Raw genomic sequence first — 19,162 nt, forward strand, 5'->3', positions numbered from 1 at the left:
GCTCTAACGGTATGTTTTTTATTCAAAATACCCTATGTTATTCAGCATGGGGCAAATGAATAACGCCGTAACACAACATGCCTCAACTGCCGCCAGATTGACAAGACGTCTGGACATCTATATAGTGCGCTTCCATTTTGCTGAGGTTGCTCTAGTGGATACAACAATGAATACCGGCGCTAAGCGCTCATTACTGCCGTTGCTACTCTTTGTGCTGCTGTTTTTAGGCAGCGGCCTGTATTTTCAAAGCCAGAATGTCGAGTACGCGTTTTACCAATTGCCTGGTCATGTCGCCATTCTGCCGGCATTAATCCTGGCGGTGTGGCTGCATCGCGCTCCATTGACGCAATCGATTGACGTTATTATTAAAGGCGCGGGTAATAGCAATATTATTACCATGTGTCTGATCTATCTGCTGGCCGGCGCCTTTGCCAGTGTGGCGACCGCCAGTGGTGGCGTCGATGCCGTGGTCAATGCCGGTTTAAGTATTATTCCGCCTGCTTTTATTTTGCCGGGTTTATTTATTATTGCCGCTCTGGTTTCTACTGCTATGGGCACTTCGATGGGGACCATCGGCGCGCTGGCGCCGATAGCCGTGGGTATCGCCAATCAGGCAGAGCTGAATCCTGCAGTAGTCGCAGGGGTACTGCTTAGTGGCGCCATGTTCGGTGATAATCTGTCGATTATCTCTGATACGACTATTGCCGCTACCCGCACCCAGGGTGCCAATATGGCTGATAAATTTAAAGAAAATATCAAAATTGCCCTGCCGGCGGCACTGCTGACGATTCTGGCTTACGGCTTGCTTAGCTCAGACTCCCCACAAATTAGCACCGAAGCCTATAACTGGACCGGCATTTTACCCTATGCCGCCATTCTGGTACTGGCAGTACTGGGCTTAAATGTATTTGTGGTACTGCTGCTGGGGATCGTATTAGCCGCACTGCAGGGTAGCTTGCTTGCCGATTACGCGATGAGTAATCTGGGTAAAGATATCGCCACCGGCTTTGCCAATGTGCAGGAGATTTTCTTGCTGGCGATGTTGGTTAGCAGTCTGAGCGAGTTTATCCGGCAACAAGGTGGTCTGCAGTGGATCTCAAATCAGATCCAATCCGTTACCGCTAAACTGCGCCTTGCTGGCAATAAGGCCCAACAACTTGCCATTGCCGCCCTGGCCTTTATCAGCAACCTGTGTATTGCCAATAATACCGTTGCCATAGTATTAACCGGCGATGTTAGCCGCAATCTGGCGCAGCAACACCAGATCAGCCCACGGCGCAGTGCCAGTTTGCTGGATATCTTTGCCTGTATCAGCCAGGGATTGGTCCCCTATGGTGCGCAGGCGTTGTTACTGGGTGCCAGTTTTGGCTTATCGCCGTGGCAGGTGATTACACACAACTACTACTGCCTGATTTTACTGCTGGTAGCCTTGGGTGTCGTGTTAGCGCGCCGCCAGCCTAGCCAGGCCGTTTCGGGCTAAATTGGTGCTTACCAAAGAGGGCATCACGTACAGCACAAAATGCTTTCACGCTCAGGTGCCCGAACAGGATCTGTGGCGGCATTTTCAGCCAGTGACCACGGATCAGCGCCAGTAGCGCGGCCAGCTGATCCAGATAAGTGTTTAATAACGGGTGCTGCGGACTTAACAGTCGCAGGAAGATAAAATCCAGTAGCCGTAAGCGCAGTTTTGACGGCTGGTACTGCTCGGTTTGTTGCATCACCCAGGCAGGAATTGGCGTCGCCAGTAAATAACTGGTGTAGCGGCAAGCCAGCATCAATTCAAACATAAAGCCGGTCTGCTCGGCCAGTTGCAGCAATTGCTCCCAATCTTGCTCACTAAAGCCGGCAAATAACAAATGCAGATCGGTCAGGTCCCGAAAGCCCTTTTTGAAATCCTCGTTAAAAAACAGATGGATCAGACTATGTAAGGTCATAGCCGGTAAGCTCAGCACCTGATAACCGTCGGCGGTTAGGTTCAGCTGCTGCCAGAAACGGCGAATATCCGGCGCCCGGCCCGAGATGGGTGGGATCAAATTATGATGAATATCCAGAATAGTGCCGCGGCTATGATGCCGTAACGGCGGGATCTCATGTGTCCATTTACGGTAATAATGCTGATCATAAGCACTAACCGGCTCAGGTAAAAAGCCAAATACCGACAGCCTTTGCTCTACCGCTGTAATTTGCTCTTTCGGTACCAAAATATCCAGATCGCTGAAAGTCCGGCCTATTCCGGCCGGCAATCCTTGCTGTAACGCATAGGCTGCGCCCTTCAGAAATACCGGTTTCACCTGCAACGGTGCCAGTAACTGCGTCAGCTCAGCTGCCTCAGCGCTAACCTGACGATATTGCTTATCGGCAATAATTTCGGCATTGCGTAAGTGATGGCGCGCGTACTGGGGCAGCTGTGTAAAGACGCCGGCCTTGCGGAACAAATAGGCGTAACGGGCCAGTTGCTGCTGCTGACGCAGCAGCCTGATCAGATGCACCCAACTATCCGCACTGAGTGTCAACGCCAGTTGCGGTTGTTGAAATAACTGTAACAACAGCTGACTAGCGCGCATCAGCCAGTACCTCTTGCTCTAGAAACGCGGCCACGGCTGTTAAATCGTTGTACTGCACCTCAAAGGCTGGCACCTGTTCAATAATAGCGGTCAGGGTGGCAAAGCCCTCCTGCCCTATCACACCAAAGTTAAAAGCATTTCGCGCCAGCTGCATAAAGGCCTGAGTCTGATCCAGGCTATAAATATCCAGGTTGGTGTCAGCCTGATAACTCGGAAACACCACTGCTACAATTTCAGCTTGTTGCAAAGCGCCTTGCCAGCTGGCAGCAGGCGGCGACAGGTGCACCACATCACCCTTGTGGGTGTCGGTAGCAATGCTGGAAAACACCCCTGTCGGGAACCAGCTTTTAGCCAGCGCAATGGAGCGGTTTTTCAGGCAGATTGGCCGGACAAAGGGTTGCACCTTATTACTAAACGGCAGGATCAGCGCCATTTCATCGGATAATAAACGCCAGCCGTTAAAGGCAAGATAGGCCGTCAGGGTACTTTTACCCGAGCCCGGTGGTGCAGGAAACAAAATGGCCTTATCCCCTTTGGCTAGCACCGCTGAGTGGATAATTACATACTGCATTTCGTGTGCAGCAATACACCAGTTCATCCCCCATTCCAACATCGCATAACCTTGCTGCAATTGTAACGGCTGGAACGGTTCCTGCGTATCGGCAAAAAAACGCGCCTGAGGCTTAAACAAACGACGTAAGCCGGCTCCCCGTTCCAGTCGTAGCGGATAATCGACCAATAAGGATTCAGCCTGGGGAGCATGGGCATAGAGCCGCTGCAGATTATCGACCACCAGTGGGATATCGGTTGTCACACTGAAGGTAAAGGGAGGGAGATAAAGCTGCTTAGTTATCGTCATGCTGTTCGTCAAGCCGCATACTGTCTGGCCAGCTACCGAAAGCCCGCAATTTACTTAACGTTTGGAGATCCAGTTTAATATCACTACAACCGCTAAGCACCGCTTGCAGAGTTGCGGCATTCCACTCCAAGGCTAGGGTTTCACCGGTATCAGGATCAAAAAACACTGTTCCAGAGCCATCAGCAAAGCTATAGAACAGTGTTTTAGGGTGCAGTCTGGGCAAATCCAGTCGCAAAAGTTAGCCGTGATATTGGGTAATTAAGTTGCCCAAAGCAGCACTGGTACTCTCGGGGCTTGCCATGGCTTGATCATAAAGGTAAAACGCAAACTGCTGAAAAGTGGCGAAGGGCTTGTCATGCCCAACGATCGGATAATAGATACGATCGAACGGCGAACTACCACTGAAAAAAGCATTCAGATAGATACCAACCAGGTTAAAGTTGATATTTGCCGGACCACCCAGCTTTTTCTTACCAGGCTGATCAAGTACATCGCCCAGGGTCGCATTAAAATCTTTAGCATTTACCCCGATAGGAGGCCCACCAAAGACATCAATAAAACGCAGCTTGTTTTGACTGGTCGCAGTATTTTTAAAGTAACCCGGCGACTCCAACTTGATGTCATGGCCATTAGCAAAATCAGAGCCGTGGCCCGAAGCCACTATGGATTGGGTCAAACCACCACTGCTGGCCCATACAGAACGTGCAGGAATAGAGGCAATCACCAAACCAGCGCCGGTACGGGTTAAAAACTTACGCCGGTTCATTTTTGCCGCGTTCTGATCTTTAGGGTCATGTCCTTGCATAGCAAATTCCGTTAGTTAAAGCACTTCTCTGCTGAAATAGTATGCAAGTACTATACCAGCCCTTGCAAACCTTTGTTTCATCATATTGTTAGTCTGGCAAACACCTGACCAGGCCACGATATTGTAAAAATTACTGACACTCAATCCGCAGTTATTTGAGTTCTTGCGGAGCAAGCCAGTCATTAGGGCTTCCGACAAGCCGGTAAAGCACCTTGTTGGCGCCGCTGCTGATACAGTGTAGCAGCTTCCGGCATCTTTTGCTGTAAGGTGCGGATCCGGGTATCCGGGATCGGGTGACTCGATAAAAATTGCGGCACCCCACCACTGCCGGCAGCGGCCATGTTCTGCCACAGCGCAACAGACTCTTCCGGATTAAAACCGGCCCGCGCCATTAAGTCCAGACCTATAATATCGGCTTCAGTTTCATGAGCCCGGCTAAAGGGCAAAGCAACACCAACCTGAGCACCTAAACCAAGAGCTGCCATCATCTCCTGCTGATAACGCACCCCGGCCGCCCGGCTGCCGGCATCACCCAGCGCCAATGCCACCTGTAAAAACTGATTGGTCGATAAACGCTCGTTACTATGGCCGGCCATCACATGGCCAATTTCATGCCCAACCACCGCCGCTAACTGGGCCGACGTTTGTGCCACTTTAAGCAGACCGGTATAAACTCCCATCTTACCACCGGGTAAGGCAAAGGCATTCACCTGATCGCTGTCAAATACCACGATTTCCCATTTATATTGCTGGTACTCAGCGGGGGTAACCTTTAGCAGAGCATTCGCCACACACTGCACATAGTTATTGGTTGCCGGATCAGTACTGATTTTTTGCTCGGCTTTCATTTGCTCAAAGGTCTGAGCTCCCAGAGTGTTCAGCTGGTTGTTGTCAAACAACATCACCTGACGCCGGCCAGTAGGCGACTCAGCACAGGAACTCAATAACAGTGCGCAGAGCGTCGGAATAAGTAATTTCTTTAACATAGGCAGTCCATTGAAAATAACATCGTGGCTTAAGTTTACCGTCTGGGCATAAAAAAACCACCCAAAACGGGTGGTTTCTGTTGTTGCTGCAGCCAGATAACAGCTTTAGCTGGTTAAATCATCAAAAAACTTTTTCACACCATCGAAAAAGCCTTTTGACTTCGGCCGATGCGTGGCTTCGCCTTCACCGGTCATGCTCTCGTCCAGTTGGCGCAGCAGCTCTTTTTGCCGCTCTGACAACTTAACCGGCGTTTCAATCACCACCTTACAGACCAGATCACCGACACCGCCACCACGGACCGACTGCACACCTTTACCGCGTAAGCGGAACATCTTATCGGTTTGCGTCTCAGCCGGGATCTTCAGTTTTACCCGACCATCCAGCGTTGGTACATCAATCTCACCACCTAAAGCCGCGGTAGCAAAGCTCATTGGCACTTCACAGTACAGATTATTGCCATCACGCTGGAAGATTGGGTGAGCCCGTACCGAAACCTGCACATAGAGATCGCCTGCAGGCGCGCCATGCATACCCGCTTCGCCTTCGCCTGATAAGCGAATTCGGTCGCCGGTATCGACACCGGCCGGGATCTTGACCGATAAGGTTTTGGTTTTCTCAATCCGCCCTTCACCGTGACACTTAGTGCAGGGATCCGGGATAATCTTGCCGCGACCAGAACAGGTTGGACAGGTTTGTTGCACCGCAAAAAAGCCCTGGCGCATGGTAACCTGGCCCGAGCCATGACAGGTGGTACAGGTTTTCGCCGTAGTGCCTTTTTTGGCACCAGAGCCATCGCAGCTGTCGCAACTGACCATCGTCGGCACTTTAATATCAACCGACTTACCTTTAACCGCTTCTTCCAGTGTTAATTCCAGGTTGTAGCGCAGGTCAGCTCCGCGTTGTGAACGCGCGCCACCACCACGGCGGCCACCACCGAAGATGTCACCGAATACATCACCAAAGATATCGCCAAAGTCGGCACCACCGCCGCCACCAAAACCACCGGCACCACGATTCGGATCTACTCCGGCATGGCCGTAACGGTCATAGGCTGCGCGCTTTTGCTCGTCAGACAAAACTTCATAGGCTTCCTGTACTTCTTTAAACTTCTCCTCCATGTCTTTATCACCCTGAGTACGATCCGGGTGAAATTTCATGGCGAGGCGTTTATAAGCCTTTTTGATGTCTTTATCATCGGCGCCTTTAGCGACACCTAGTACTTCATAATAGTCACGCTTGGACATAGATCTGTGCTTATTTCTCAGTTAACGGCTGCAGCCTAAGCTGCAGCCTGCTTTAGCGTTAATTACTTTTTGTCGTCTTTAACTTCTTCGAATTCCGCATCGACCACGTCGTCAGCACCACTGGCCTGCTGGCCAGCATCAGTCGCCTGACCTTTGGCTTGCTGGGCTTCCATCAGCTTCTGTGACGCCTGGATCAGCGCCTGGGTTTTGGCTTCGATCTCTGACTTCTCATTGCCCTTGATGGCTTTTTCCAGTTCACCAATAGCCGCTTCAATCGCTTCTTTGTCATTCGCGGCTAAAGCTGAACCAACGTCTTCGATTTGCTTGCGGGTGGCATGTACCATGGCATCGGCCTGGTTACGCGCCTGCACCAGCTCTTCGAATTTTTTATCTTCTTCGGCGTGTGCTTCGGCATCACGCACCATTTTCTGAATTTCTTCTTCGCTTAAGCCTGAAGACGCCTTAATGGTAATCTTCTGCTCTTTACCGGTATCTTTGTCTTTCGCCGACACATGCAGAATACCATCCGCATCCAGATCGAAGGTGACTTCGATTTGTGGCTCGCCACGACGGGCCGGACGAATACCTTCTAAGTTAAACTGACCTAATGACTTATTGTCAGAGGCACGTTTACGTTCACCCTGTAGTACGTGAATCGTTACCGCAGACTGGTTATCATCGGCCGTTGAGAACACCTGCGACTTCTTGGTCGGAATAGTGGTGTTTTTCTCAATCAGCGCGGTCATCACGCTACCCATGGTCTCGATACCCAACGACAGTGGCGTCACGTCTAACAGTAATACGTCTTTCACGTCGCCCGACAGTACTGCACCCTGAATGGCCGCACCTACTGCTACCGCTTCATCCGGGTTGACGTCTTTGCGTGGCTCTTTGCCAAAGAAGGCGGTAACCGCTTCCTGCACTTTCGGCATCCGGGTCTGACCACCTACCAGGATGATTTCATCGATGTCACTGACGCTTAAATCGGCATCTGCCAGCGCCTTTTTCAGCGGCTCCAGAGTACGCTGCACTAAATCTTCAACCAGTGATTCCAGCTTAGCCCGGGTAACCTTGATATTCAGGTGCTTCGGACCAGTCGCATCGGCCGTGATATACGGCAGGTTTACTTCCGTTTGTGACGCTGAAGACAATTCAATCTTCGCCTTCTCACCGGCTTCTTTTAAACGCTGCATCGCCAGCGGATCGTTCCGCAGATCAATACCTTGCTCTTTCTTGAACTCGTCAACCAGATAGTTGATCACGCGGTTATCGAAGTCTTCACCACCTAAGTGCGTATCACCGTTAGTAGCCAGTACTTCAAAGGTTTGCTCGCCGTCAACATCATCAATTTCAATAATAGAGATATCGAAAGTACCACCACCCAGATCATAAACCGCAACCTTGGTATCGCCTTTCTTTTTATCCATACCATAAGCCAGCGCAGCTGCGGTTGGCTCGTTGATAATGCGTTTTACATCTAAACCGGCAATCCGGCCAGCATCTTTAGTAGCCTGACGCTGAGCATCGTTAAAGTAAGCTGGTACTGTAATAACCGCTGCGGTTACCGGTTCGCCCAGGTAATCTTCAGCCGTCTTTTTCATCTTTTTCAGCACTTCAGCTGAAATTTGTGGTGCCGCTAACTTTTTACCTTTTACTTCAACCCAGGCATCACCATTATCGGCTTTAACAATGCTGAAAGGCATGATTTTGATATCACGCTGCACTTCTTCGTCTTCAAAACGACGACCGATTAAGCGCTTGATGGCGAATAAGGTATTTTTCGGGTTAGTCACCGCCTGGCGCTTAGCTGGCTGGCCGACTAACACTTCGCCATCTTCTGTGTAAGCAATAATTGAAGGCGTGGTACGTGCCCCTTCGGCATTCTCCAGGACTCTTGGTTTATCACCATCTAAAATAGCCACACAAGAGTTGGTTGTACCTAAGTCAATACCAATAATTCTACCCATAACGTCTCTCCACCTATATTCTGAACAATGAAACATTGCGATGACCGATTAGTGGGGATTAGCCCTGATCTATTCAAGGTTATCAAAAGTAAAATTTTACGTTTTTGCGTATTTTGTGCCGCTTCTGCCGCTAACTCGCGAAAGCGGTTAACTTTCGCTGGCCGCCAGCGCTATAATCAAAGCACTTATTGCTGCTTACAGGATTTGTTATGCCATTACTTGATAGCTTTACCGTTGATCACACCATTATGAAAGCGCCGGCGGTGCGTATCGCCAAGAAAATGACCACGCCAAAGGGCGATGCGATTACCGTATATGACCTGCGTTTTTGTGTACCGAATGAAGAGATCCTGTCGGAAAAAGGTATCCATACGCTGGAGCATTTATTTGCCGGCTTTATGCGGGACCATCTTAATGGCCAGGATGTCGAAATTATCGATATCTCGCCAATGGGCTGCCGCACTGGTTTTTATATGAGCCTGATTGGTACACCGGATGAACCGCGGGTAGCCGCTGCCTGGCAGGCCGCGATGCAGGATGTGTTACAGGTGGCCAGTCAAAACGATATTCCGGAGCTGAATATTTATCAGTGTGGTACCGCGCAAATGCACTCGCTGGATGAAGCCAAACAGATCGCCCAAAATGTGATTAGCCGTGGTGTTGGCGTTAACCGTAATGACGAGTTAGCCTTACCGGCAGAAGTGTTGCAAAAGCTGTAATACACCGGCTGGCGGCAGCAACAGCCGCCAGCTAAACGATCAACATACCCGATCCCGGCCAGCTTGCTTCGCCTGATATAGCGCAGTGTCAGCTGCCGCAATCAGCAAATCGGCGTTGGCATAGCTACTGTCACTGGTCGAGGCCACCCCCGCCGAAAAACTGCACTGAAACAATTGTTCGGCAGCACTAAACTGTAGCTGGCGAAAGGCCTGTAAAATTTGCGCCGTTAATTGCCGTGCCTGCTCGCTACTGCAATCCGGTAATACCAGCATAAACTCCTCGCCGCCATAGCGACCGGCTTTGTCCGTCTTGCGGATCCTTTTACGTAGCATCGTTGCCAGAGCAGTAATAACAATATCGCCGGTAGCATGACCATAACGGTCATTGACTGATTTAAAGAAATCAATATCCAGCATCACGACACTTAGCGGCTTGCCAGACCGTTCAGCACGCTCCAGCTCCAGCGCGGCCACTTCTTTAATGGCACTGTGTTTAATTAAAGCGGTCAGGCCATCTTTTTCAATAAGCTGCCGGATCTGCAGGCTGCGCCTGAGCCGCACTTTAATCGCTTGCGCCAACTCCGCATCAGCGATTGGCTTGGTCAGGAAATCATCTGCACCCTGTGCCATCGCCTTAATTTGCAAAAACTTATTTGCCTCGGACGATAAAAAGACGATCGGCAGGCGTTTTAGCGACTGATACTGGCGTAATACCCCCGCCAGTTCAGTACCCGAATAATCGGGCATATAGATATCCATCAACACCAGATCCGGTTGAAAGCTTAACAGCTCATGCACGATATTCCGCACATTCTGCATGATCCGGGTTTCAATACCGACTGAGTTCAGTACCAACGCATAGTGTTCCGCCAACAACCGGTCGTCATCGACGATAAAAACACGGCCATGATAGCCATTCGCCTGCTCGACCAGCTCGGACAAGGTCGCAATCATATTGGGCACATCAATAGAGGACACAAAAAAGGCTTCGGCACGCAGTTGCGCGGCCTTGATCCTGAGTTCGAAATTATCCTCAGTAGCAAACACCATCAAGCGCCCGCCCTGCTGCGATAAGCGCTCCAGTAGCAGGCGTTGTTTAAATAAGGATTGCCCATCCAGATTAATGGCACTAAATAACACCGCCGGACATTCCAGCTCCAGCGCCTTCAGGCAGCTGTCGTAGTCGTGGAACTCTCGTATTTGATGGCCAAAGGCCGACAGCTGAGTAATCAGCTCCTTGCTGAGCTGTGCTGTGCCAAGTAATAACCAGATCGCATTTTGTAACCGGACCTCGACGGCCTGATTATTTTGTAAGGCTGCGCGTTGCTGTAAGGCTCCGCCCACCGCCTGCAGAAAGTCCTGTAACGCATATTCCAGCGTTTGTCTGGCCTGACGTTGCTGTGCTGCCGGTTTAGCTTCGACTGTTCGGGCCAATTGCTCGAGGATCCGCGCTTGTCCACCCAGGTTATGGAAACCAAAGGTGCCGCAGGCTCCTGCCAGCTTATGTGCCTCATAAATTAACTGTTGTAAATCATTCTCCGCCAGCTCATCACTGTTAACCAAAGCCCGCATTGCCGCAGCCCGCGCCGGCAGAGCCTGCTCAAACCGCTGTCGTACCTGAGCAAAGGCTGTACTTAAATCGGCTTTATGTTTTGAAATGTCAGTCATCAATCATCACTTATCGGCATTCACTGCCGGTAACGTAAAATAAAACAAGGTGCCCTGCCCGGCGGCAGACTGAAATCCGATCTCGCCACCCATTTGTTCAATCAAGGCCTTGCATATGGCCAGCCCCAGGCCAGTCCCACCTTTTTGCCGGCGTTGCTCAGTATCGGCCTGCGCAAAACGCTCAAAAATCCGTGCCTGAAACGCCTCCGGGATGCCGAGCCCGTTATCCTCAACTTCAATCCGAATATGATCCGCCAGCAACTGAGCACGTAGTTGCACCCGGCTGTTGGGTTTGGAAAACTTAATCGCATTTGATAATAAATTGGCCAGCGTTTGTTGTAAACGCAGGCTGTCGGCCCACAGCTGCAGACCAGATTCAACCGGCGTGACCTCTAATTGCACCTGATATTGTGCGGCGAAAGGCTCCAACTCATGCACCGCCTGAGCTAGCTGTGCCTGTACCTGCAATGGCTGGCGTAAAAACGGCATTTTGCCGGCAACCAGTTTTTCCATATCCAGCAAATCGTTAATCAGATGCGCCAGACGCTCACTATTTTGCTGTGCCGCCACTAGCAACTTTTGTGACGCGGCAGGCAAAACACCAAGCTGGCCGGAATTGACCAAACTCAGCGCGCCTTTAATCACCGTTAATGGCGTGCGTAACTCATGGCTGACAGTGGCAATAAACTCATCCTTTAGCTGCTGTAACTGCACCCGCTCGGTTATATCCTGCACTGAACCGACCATAATACGCTCCGGATTATCGGCATCCGTTACGATACGTGCCCGCTCATGCACCCAGCGGATACTGCCATCCGGCCGGATAATCCGGTGACTGACATCATGAATGCCACTGATTAAGGCTTGTTGTTCACTTAGTGCCACCTTTTGCCGGTCATCCGGATGCAGGGTACTTTTAAACAGCGCCACACTGGGGGTGGTATTGGCTTCATCAAAACCAAAGATTTGAAAAATGGCAGGCGACCACCACAGTTCACCGGTTTTCAATGAAGCCTGCCAGAAGCCGATCAGAGCCAGCTCACTGGCGGTATCCAACCGCTCGCGGGCCAGTTGCAACTGCTGATTGGCCTGCTGCAGCGCCAAAAAACTCTGTTTAGAGGCAGTGATATCCTGAATATAGCCATGCCAGAGCACACTGCCATCCGGCATCGCTTCCGGTGTCGCATTACCCGCCATCCAAGCCACTTTCCCATTCAGATCTTTGACCCGGTATTCATGGCGCCACTCCAGCAGCTGCTGCCTGGAGTGTTCAATACTACTCGCCAGTCCTGCCAGGTCCTCTTCGTGGATCGCTGCAAAGACCGGCGTCGCATCGGCCTTTACCTGCTCTGGTGTTACGCCGTAGATCCGCTTTAAAGCTGCGCTGGCATACGGAAAGGCGGCGCGGCCATCCGGCCATTGCTGATACTGATACACCACCCCTGGTAAGTGTGAGGTCAGATTCAATAACTGCTGTTTCAACTGCTTCTCAGCATTAATATCCAGAATAAATCCATCCAGATAGCGTACCTGCCCGGCGTCGTCATATTCCGCCTGACCACGTTCTTCAACCCAGCGCAAACTGCCATCACGGTGTTGCACCCGGTATTGCAGGGTCCAGCTATGTCGCTGCGCTATCGCCTGAGCAACCGCCTGCTCCAACCGCTCACGATCTGGTGGGTAAATCACACTGGCGTAACTGCGCAGCTTATTCTGAATAAAGTCGCTGGCTGGGTAACCTGATAACGGATCGATACTGCCGCTGATATAGAGCATGGTCCAGTTCGCGTCCGCTTTACAGCGGTAGGTAATACCCGGGATATTATTAACCAACGCCTGGTATTGATCCCGGCTGGCTTTGAGTTCCTGCTCTGCTTGCTCCTGCAAGCGATCGATAATCTCCTGCTCTACGGCATCGGCAAAATCACGCAGGACCTGCCGCTGTTGCAGCGTGAGTTGCCGCGGTTCAGGATCAATTACACAGAGGGTACCAATACGCTGCTGATTGATGGTCAGCGGCGCACCGGCATAGAAACGGATAAAAGGTGCTGCCGTCACCAGCGGATTATCGGCAAAACGAGGGTCGAGCCGGGCATCGCTGATTTCAAATAGCTGGTCAGTTAAAATTGCATGGCCACAAAAGGAAATATCTCTTGGCGTTTCACAAGCCTCCAGGCCCTGACGGGACTTAAACCATTGCCGCTGCTCATCAATCAACGAGATCAATACGATTGGACAATCCAGACATTGCTGAACCAGGCGGGTTAAACGGTCAAAGCGGGGCTCAGCCGCCGTATCTAGTAGCTTTAACGCCTGTAAAGCCTGCAAACGTTGCACTTCGTTAGCTGGCGTTATCGGTGCTTGCATAGTGTCGGCTCTAACTGTCTGATGCCGGCCTGCTCAGATACTGCTGTAACTGCTGGCCAAGCGTAAGGGGATCAAAGGGCTTTTCCAGCACCGCTATGGCACCGGCATTCAGATACTGTTGCTTTTCGGCGTCCTGCAACCTGGCAGTCATAAACACCGCTGGCACGGCAGCCAAACCGGGCAAACGTCGCAACGCCGCCAGGGTTTGCAAGCCATCCATCTGTGGCATCATCACATCGAGCAGCATCAGATCGGGTTGAAACGCCTGTGCCAGACTAAGCGCCATAGCACCTGAGTCACAGCTACATAACTGAAAACCGCTAAGCTGCACCAAAGCGATTTCGGTCACCGCCCGGATATCCTCATCGTCCTCAACGTGTAAAATGCGCATCCTCTGTTCCCGTAATAAGCTGCGATTGCAGTGAGTTAGCACTCAGCATCTGATAGTTCATCTAACAAGTAAAGTAGATGTTGATACTCGACGCCACTGTGCCGGCTTAAGCCAATTTCACAGGTGCGGCTGCTGGATACCCCCCGTGAGCACTTACTTACCTGCCGCGCTAAATCAGACAATGCTGACGCATTAAGCTCCGGTAAGAAAAAGCCCTTGTCACCGGCAAAACCACAGCAGCTGATGCCCTCGGGGATCACCAGCTGTTCAGTACAGGCGGCGGCCAGTTCAGTCAGCTTGCGGCCCTGCCCCAACTGCTGCGCGCTGCAACTGATATGCAGCGCCAGTGGCGCGGCCTGTTTATTCAGCTTTAGCTTAGGCAGAACCTTGTCATAGATAAAGTCAATACTATCAAACAGCTGCAAGCTCGGATCTAAGGCTTCGCGTAAAGTTAAGCTGCAGGGGCTGCTATCGCAAAACACTGCAATCCGGCCCTGCTCACTGTGCTGCATTAACCACTGATGCAATTGTTGCTGCATTTGTTTCGCAGCAGCAAATTGCCCCTTGGACTGAAACGGCATGCCACAGCATTGCTGCGCCAGCTTTGGCGGCTGAAATAATTGATAACCGGCTTTTTGTAGTAAGTTGGCACTTACCTCAGCCAGACTGCGCGGGTCCTGACTATGCTGCTGTGGCCCCAGTACCCGGCCACTGCAGCTGCCAAAGTATAATACCGGTATTAAGCCTGAGCCCTGCTCCGGCTGATCCGGCAACTGAAAGGCGCGGGCCGCAGTAGGCATTGCCTGATGCCAAATTGGCATGGCCGCGCCTAACATACGGGCGCCAAGCTGGCCGATGTTAAGCGCGGCGCGCCCTAGGCTGCTAATAACACTAAACTTACTGGCAGCAAAGTTGGCCAGCCCATGAAAACGCTGATTAGCACGGCCACGCAGTTGCCGCGTCAGATCGCCGGTATTAATGCCCACCGGACAGGCCGTGCTGCACAGGCCACAGGCGGCACAGGTATCGGTGCCGGCATACTGATAAGCTTGCTGCAATGCAGTTAAGCGCGCGCTATCCTCGCCACTTTGCTGCAGTTGAGAGATTTCACGCTGTGCTACTATGCGTTGGCGCGGCGTTAACGTTAGCTTACGCGAGGGACAAACCGGCTCACAAAAGCCACATTCAATACATTTATCGACCAAAGGATCCGCCGCCGGCAGCGCTTTCAGATGCTTTAGATGCAGCTGACTATCGCGGCTTAGCACCACCTCAGGGTTAAGGATATGCTGCGGATCCAATAGCTGCTTAATCCGCCACATCAGCTGGTATGCCTCAGTACCCCACTCCAGCTCCACAAAGGGTGCCATATTACGGCCGGTGCCATGCTCAGCCTTTAAAGCGCCACCAAATTCTACTGCCACCAGCTGCGCCACCTCACGCATAAAATCGGCATAACGCTGGATCTCGGCGGCGCTGTTAAAACTCTGGGTAAACACAAAATGCAGATTGCCCTCCAGCGCATGCCCGAAAATAATGGCCTCGTGATAGCCAAAACAGTCAAACAGCTGCTGTAAAGCTAATACCCCCTCGGCCAGCCGTGGTAGTGGGAAGGTAACATCTTCAATGATCACCGTGGTGCCGGTTTCACGTACCGCGCCGACCGCCGGAAAAGTGCCTTTGCGGATCGCCCACAGTTGCTCACAGACTGCCGGCTCGCGGGTAAAATCCACTTTTTGTTCCAGCTCAAAGGCCGCCAGTTGCTGCTGTATTTGTGCCAACTGGCGTTCCAGCTGCGGCACTGTGGCGGCGCGACTCTCAATTAACAGCGCCGCAGCCCCCTCTGACAAGGTCGCCACCCAGGCCGGCAAGCCGGCTTTATGTTGCACCGAGCGTAAACTACGCCGGTCCAGCAGCTCAACAGCCGCCACCGGCGTGTCTTTTAGCAAGGTTACCGCCTGACAGCAGCTGGCAATATCCGGGAACACATAGAGTGCGCTGGCTTTATGCGGATGTTCCGGCACCGTCTGGTAGGTAACGCTACTAATAAAGCCGAGGCAGCCTTCTGATCCCACCATCAGGTGGCTTAAGATATCGATAGGATCGCTAAACTCTGTCAGGGCGTTTAGCGAAAAGCCCATGGTATTTTTTAAGCGGTATTTATGGCGGATTTTAGCCAGCAGCTCGGGATTGGCGCACGTTTGCTGAGCCAGGGCGCTAAGCTCGGCTAACAGCGGCGCATGCGACTGCCGAAAGGCGGCAATACTTGCTGCATCTTCCGTATCCAACACCGTGCCGTCAGCGAGCACCAAACGCATACCATGCAGGGTATTAAAGCTGTTTTGCGCGGTACCGCAGCACATGCCGCTGGCATTATTGGCGACGATACCGCCAATTTTGCAGCTGTTAATCGATGCCGGATCCGGGCCAATCTTGCGGCCATAGGGCGCCAGCCATTGATTTGCCTGCGCGCCTATCACCCCGGGCGCGAGCCGGATCCGTTCACCGAGCTCAAAAATCTGATATTGCTGCCAGTTTTCGCCCAGCACCAACAGCACCGAATCCGTCACTGCCTGACCGGATAAACTGGTGCCCGCCGCGCGAAAGGTTAGTGGTACCTGATACTGACCTGCCAGCTTTAATAAAGCGATTACTTCCTGTTCGCTTTCAACCCTGAGTACCAACTTCGGCGTTAACCGATAAAAACTGGCGTCAGTGCCAAAGGCCAGCGTGCTGAGCGGATCATCGAAATAGCGCTCAGCAGGAATAAGCTGTTGTACGGCGTGCAGAAACTGCGGCTGCATATCAACCTCAAAGTATGGCGGCTGGTAAGCAGCAAAGATCGCGCTGCTGCCAACGGTTACAGGCTTGGCAGCAGCTTAATCGGTTCGGCGGCAATTAGCAAAACTGCGGCAGCTCACCTAAAACAAAAAATCTGTCGCCAGAAAATGCGAGGCGCGCTGCTGGATAATCTGTTTTACAAAGCCGACATCCGGATCCTGATACTTGGTCGCGACTAATGTTGGCGTGGAAAACTGCCGCAGCGCATCCACGACCGATAAGGTGCCCTCGGCGGAGTCTTTGCGGCCGTTAAACGGGAAGCTATCCGGCCCGCGCTGACACTGAGCGTTAATATTGATCCGACCGACCTGATTGGCAAAAATATCGACCAGCTCACCGACCTGTCGCGGATCCTGCCCAAAGATACTCAGCTGCTGGCCAAAGTTGGAGTTCACCACGTAGTCAATCACCTCGTCGATGCTATCAAAAGGCACGACCGGCACCAGCGGGCCGAACTGCTCTTCCTGATAGAGCCGCATCTTGGCGTTCACCGGATACAGCACCGCTGGCTTAAACAAGGAGCCGGCACAGACACCACCCTGGACATTCTGCACCTGAGCACCGTTGGCGATTGCATCGTCGAGTAAGGCGGTAAGAAACGCCGTTTTACCAGGTTCTGGCAACGGCGTGATCTGTACACCCGCTTGCCAGGGCATGCCCAACTGCAACTGATCTACCGCCTGGCTTAGCGCTTTGACAAAAGCCGCCGCCAAGGGCCGTTCGACAAACAGAATTTTTAGTGCGGTACAGCGCTGACCGTTAAACGACAAGGCGCCGGCGACGACTTCAGCGACAGTGCGCTTTAAGTCGGCATCCGCGAGAATAATGCCGGGATTTTTCGCATCTAACCCCAGTACAGCGCGCAGCCGGTGCGGCTTAGGGTGCATCCGTTTTAAATCGCTGGCGCCTTTGTTAGTGCCGATAAAGGCAAACAGATCGATCTTGCCGCTTTCCATCAGCACCCCGACGGTTTCCCGGCCGCGACCATAAATAATATTAATCACCCCGGGTGGAAAGCTTTGCGCAAAGGCGCGTAGCAACGGCTGGATCAGCAGCACACCATATTTCGCCGGTTTAAAGATCACGGTATTGCCCATAATCAGTGCCGGGATCAGCGTAGTAAAGGTTTCATTGAGCGGGTAGTTAAAGGGCCCCATACACAGCGCCACCCCAACCGGGACACGGCGGATCTTACCCAGTGCGCCCTGTTCGATAATAAAATGGCTGGCGTCCCGATCCTGCTGCTTCAGGGCAGCGATGGTATCGCGGATATAATCGCAGGTGCGGTCAAACTCTTTGGCCGCATCCGGATAATTCTTACCAATTTCCCACATCAGCAACCGGATCACCTCCGCGCGTTGCTGCTGCATCAGGCCTAAAAAAGTTTCAACATGCCGGATCCGTTCCAGCACCGGCATGCTCGGCCAGGCGCCACGCCCCAGATCATAGGCCTTAACGGCGCCATCCAATGCCTGCAGTGCCGCCTCGGCATCCAGCAGCGGCGTATAACCCAGTAATACCGGTGTCAGGGTATCGCCATGGCGCAGCTGTACCGGGCTGATTACCGGGCTCAGCTCACCTGGCCAGCTAACCAGCTCACCATTTAACAGATAGTCGCGTTGCTCCAGTAGCCGCTGCTGGGCAAACTCTGCCGGGATCTCCGCCGCTTGCGGAAACAGTGTCGTTATACTCATACCTTACTCCCATTCAATTAAAGTTTGCCTGGTTGTAGGAGTACTGTCTGATCGATCAGATCTTATTATTAGCGGGCGGGTTTGCCCGCCAGGATGTTATTGTTATTGAAATTGCGATGGCCGGTTCTTGGCCCAAAAGCCATTAAAATGCTCTTTGCCGACAATGGCGCCGGTATGTTCAACCACGAAGCCCGCCAGCCGCGCCGCAAATTTTACTGCCTGCGCCGGCGCAATACCGCCCAGCCGGGCCGCCAGATAACCGCCGTTAAAGGAATCTCCGGCCGCTGTGGTATCCACCACTTTTTTTACCGGATGTGCCAGGGCGCTGAAATCCTGACCCTGATAACGACCACTGATGCCGTCCTTACCGTTTTTTACCACGATCTCTTCCACGCCAAGGGCGGAAAGCTGCGCCACCACCTGTTCGGTGCAGGTGGCAGCAAATAACACCTTATGATCATCCAGCCCCGGCAGGGCCACATCAGCCAGCGCATAGGCACGCAAAAATGCTGCCTTTGCCGCTTCGGCTGTTGACCACAGCGCCGGTCGGTAGTTAGGGTCAAAGATGATCCGACTGCCGCTGGCTTTTAATTCTGCCACCAGCGCAAACAGCGCTTCGCGGTCGCTGTCATTCAAAATGGCCAGCGTGATGCCGGAGAAGAAAAACATCTCAGCGCCCGTCAGCTCGGCGAGGCGCTGCTGACTGCTGGCCAGTTGCAGTACCTGTTTCGCTGCCGACGTATCGCGCCAGTACACAAAGCTGCGCTCACCAAAGGCATCGGTATTAATCATATACAGGCCGGGGCGTGCGGTTTTGCTGCGTAATATCAGCTGGGTATCAATTTTTTCGCGCTCCACCGCCCGCACCAGCTTGTCGCTGATCAGATCGGTACCGACCGCGGTAAAAAACTGCACCTCTACAGGTTGCTCAGCACAGCGTTTCAGATAAACAGCGGTATTAAACACATCGCCGGCAAAGGCCTGGTGATAGACATTTTCCACCAGCTGAAACAGCTCCACCATGCACTCGCCCATAATGACAATACGTTTGCTCAT

The 19,162-nt window shown here is 52.3% G+C and carries 15 protein-coding genes; 2 read left to right on the forward strand and 13 right to left on the reverse strand.

Annotation, left to right across the window (positions count from 1 at the left end):
- Nucleotides 1–166: 166 nt before the first annotated feature.
- Nucleotides 167–1,480 carry a Na+/H+ antiporter NhaC family protein gene (locus H1D31_RS00100; RefSeq protein ID WP_261256415.1) on the forward strand — a complete coding sequence of 438 codons (1,314 nt, stop codon included), beginning with the start codon at nucleotides 167–169 and terminating at the stop codon, nucleotides 1,478–1,480.
- Here the strand turns inward: H1D31_RS00100 and H1D31_RS00105 are convergent.
- From H1D31_RS00105 to dnaK, 7 genes are all read right to left on the reverse strand, one after another.
- Nucleotides 1,458–2,564 (reverse strand): nucleotidyltransferase family protein, encoded by a 1,107-nt coding sequence (locus H1D31_RS00105; RefSeq protein ID WP_261255061.1) that lies wholly within the window; start codon nucleotides 2,562–2,564, stop codon nucleotides 1,458–1,460. The two genes, H1D31_RS00100 and H1D31_RS00105, sit on opposite strands and share 23 nt — an antisense overlap.
- Nucleotides 2,554–3,423 (reverse strand): HprK-related kinase A, encoded by an 870-nt coding sequence (locus H1D31_RS00110; protein ID WP_261255063.1) that lies wholly within the window; start codon nucleotides 3,421–3,423, stop codon nucleotides 2,554–2,556. The genes H1D31_RS00105 and H1D31_RS00110 overlap by 11 nt, the downstream gene beginning before the upstream one ends.
- Nucleotides 3,410–3,658: a hypothetical protein gene (locus H1D31_RS00115; RefSeq protein WP_261255064.1), complete on the reverse strand. Its 249-nt coding sequence runs from the start codon at nucleotides 3,656–3,658 to the stop codon at nucleotides 3,410–3,412. Before H1D31_RS00115 ends, H1D31_RS00110 begins: the two co-directional genes overlap by 14 nt.
- 3 nt (nucleotides 3,659–3,661) lie before the next feature.
- Complete coding sequence (locus tag H1D31_RS00120; RefSeq protein WP_261255065.1) at nucleotides 3,662–4,228, reverse strand: hypothetical protein; 567 nt, start codon at nucleotides 4,226–4,228, stop codon at nucleotides 3,662–3,664.
- A 182-nt stretch (nucleotides 4,229–4,410) separates the two neighbouring features.
- On the reverse strand, nucleotides 4,411–5,214 hold the full coding sequence (locus H1D31_RS00125; protein WP_261255066.1) for a M48 family metallopeptidase: 804 nt from the start codon (nucleotides 5,212–5,214) through the stop codon (nucleotides 4,411–4,413).
- Between the two features lie 105 nt (nucleotides 5,215–5,319).
- Complete coding sequence (gene dnaJ, locus H1D31_RS00130) at nucleotides 5,320–6,459, reverse strand: molecular chaperone DnaJ (RefSeq protein WP_261255067.1); 1,140 nt, start codon at nucleotides 6,457–6,459, stop codon at nucleotides 5,320–5,322.
- Nucleotides 6,460–6,521: 62 nt separating this feature from the next.
- Entirely contained in the window at nucleotides 6,522–8,426 is a 1,905-nt protein-coding gene (gene dnaK, locus H1D31_RS00135) for a molecular chaperone DnaK (protein ID WP_261255068.1), read from the reverse strand.
- Nucleotides 8,427–8,635: 209 nt separating this feature from the next.
- Here dnaK and luxS point away from each other — a divergent pair, with 209 nt between their 5' ends.
- Nucleotides 8,636–9,145: an S-ribosylhomocysteine lyase gene (luxS, locus tag H1D31_RS00140; RefSeq protein ID WP_008949918.1), complete on the forward strand. Its 510-nt coding sequence runs from the start codon at nucleotides 8,636–8,638 to the stop codon at nucleotides 9,143–9,145.
- Between the two features lie 39 nt (nucleotides 9,146–9,184).
- Here luxS and H1D31_RS00145 read toward each other — a convergent pair whose 3' ends face one another.
- The 6 genes from H1D31_RS00145 to H1D31_RS00170 form a co-directional block, all read right to left on the reverse strand.
- Complete coding sequence (locus H1D31_RS00145) at nucleotides 9,185–10,813, reverse strand: diguanylate cyclase (protein WP_008949919.1); 1,629 nt, start codon at nucleotides 10,811–10,813, stop codon at nucleotides 9,185–9,187.
- Nucleotides 10,814–10,819: 6 nt separating this feature from the next.
- Nucleotides 10,820–13,180 carry a PAS domain-containing protein gene (locus tag H1D31_RS00150; RefSeq protein WP_261255071.1) on the reverse strand — a complete coding sequence of 787 codons (2,361 nt, stop codon included), beginning with the start codon at nucleotides 13,178–13,180 and terminating at the stop codon, nucleotides 10,820–10,822.
- A gap of 10 nt (nucleotides 13,181–13,190) precedes the next feature.
- Entirely contained in the window at nucleotides 13,191–13,571 is a 381-nt protein-coding gene (locus tag H1D31_RS00155) for a response regulator (RefSeq protein WP_008608806.1), read from the reverse strand.
- A gap of 35 nt (nucleotides 13,572–13,606) precedes the next feature.
- Entirely contained in the window at nucleotides 13,607–16,375 is a 2,769-nt protein-coding gene (locus H1D31_RS00160) for an FAD-binding and (Fe-S)-binding domain-containing protein (RefSeq protein ID WP_261255075.1), read from the reverse strand.
- A gap of 117 nt (nucleotides 16,376–16,492) precedes the next feature.
- On the reverse strand, nucleotides 16,493–18,106 hold the full coding sequence (locus tag H1D31_RS00165; protein ID WP_261255078.1) for an NADP-dependent glyceraldehyde-3-phosphate dehydrogenase: 1,614 nt from the start codon (nucleotides 18,104–18,106) through the stop codon (nucleotides 16,493–16,495).
- 102 nt (nucleotides 18,107–18,208) lie between these two features.
- Nucleotides 18,209–19,162 (reverse strand): sugar kinase, encoded by a 954-nt coding sequence (locus tag H1D31_RS00170; protein WP_065956046.1) that lies wholly within the window; start codon nucleotides 19,160–19,162, stop codon nucleotides 18,209–18,211.

The sequence above is a fragment of the Alishewanella sp. BS5-314 genome, assembly GCF_025377695.1.
GTDB classification, from domain to species: domain Bacteria; phylum Pseudomonadota; class Gammaproteobacteria; order Enterobacterales; family Alteromonadaceae; genus Alishewanella; species Alishewanella aestuarii.

Coding starts and splice junctions, on each gene's coding strand:
- luxS (WP_008949918.1), top strand. CDS start 8,636: ATGCCATTACTTGATAGCTTTACCGTTGATCACACCATTATGAAAGCG.
- H1D31_RS00165 (WP_261255078.1), bottom strand. CDS start 18,106: ATGAGTATAACGACACTGTTTCCGCAAGCGGCGGAGATCCCGGCAGAG.
- H1D31_RS00100 (WP_261256415.1), top strand. CDS start 167: ATGAATACCGGCGCTAAGCGCTCATTACTGCCGTTGCTACTCTTTGTG.
- H1D31_RS00120 (WP_261255065.1), bottom strand. CDS start 4,228: ATGCAAGGACATGACCCTAAAGATCAGAACGCGGCAAAAATGAACCGG.
- dnaJ (WP_261255067.1), bottom strand. CDS start 6,459: ATGTCCAAGCGTGACTATTATGAAGTACTAGGTGTCGCTAAAGGCGCC.
- H1D31_RS00150 (WP_261255071.1), bottom strand. CDS start 13,180: ATGCAAGCACCGATAACGCCAGCTAACGAAGTGCAACGTTTGCAGGCT.
- dnaK (WP_261255068.1), bottom strand. CDS start 8,426: ATGGGTAGAATTATTGGTATTGACTTAGGTACAACCAACTCTTGTGTG.
- H1D31_RS00105 (WP_261255061.1), bottom strand. CDS start 2,564: ATGCGCGCTAGTCAGCTGTTGTTACAGTTATTTCAACAACCGCAACTG.
- H1D31_RS00145 (WP_008949919.1), bottom strand. CDS start 10,813: ATGACTGACATTTCAAAACATAAAGCCGATTTAAGTACAGCCTTTGCT.
- H1D31_RS00155 (WP_008608806.1), bottom strand. CDS start 13,571: ATGCGCATTTTACACGTTGAGGACGATGAGGATATCCGGGCGGTGACC.
- H1D31_RS00160 (WP_261255075.1), bottom strand. CDS start 16,375: ATGCAGCCGCAGTTTCTGCACGCCGTACAACAGCTTATTCCTGCTGAG.
- H1D31_RS00125 (WP_261255066.1), bottom strand. CDS start 5,214: ATGTTAAAGAAATTACTTATTCCGACGCTCTGCGCACTGTTATTGAGT.
- H1D31_RS00110 (WP_261255063.1), bottom strand. CDS start 3,423: ATGACGATAACTAAGCAGCTTTATCTCCCTCCCTTTACCTTCAGTGTG.
- H1D31_RS00170 (WP_065956046.1), bottom strand. CDS start 19,162: ATGAGCAAACGTATTGTCATTATGGGCGAGTGCATGGTGGAGCTGTTT.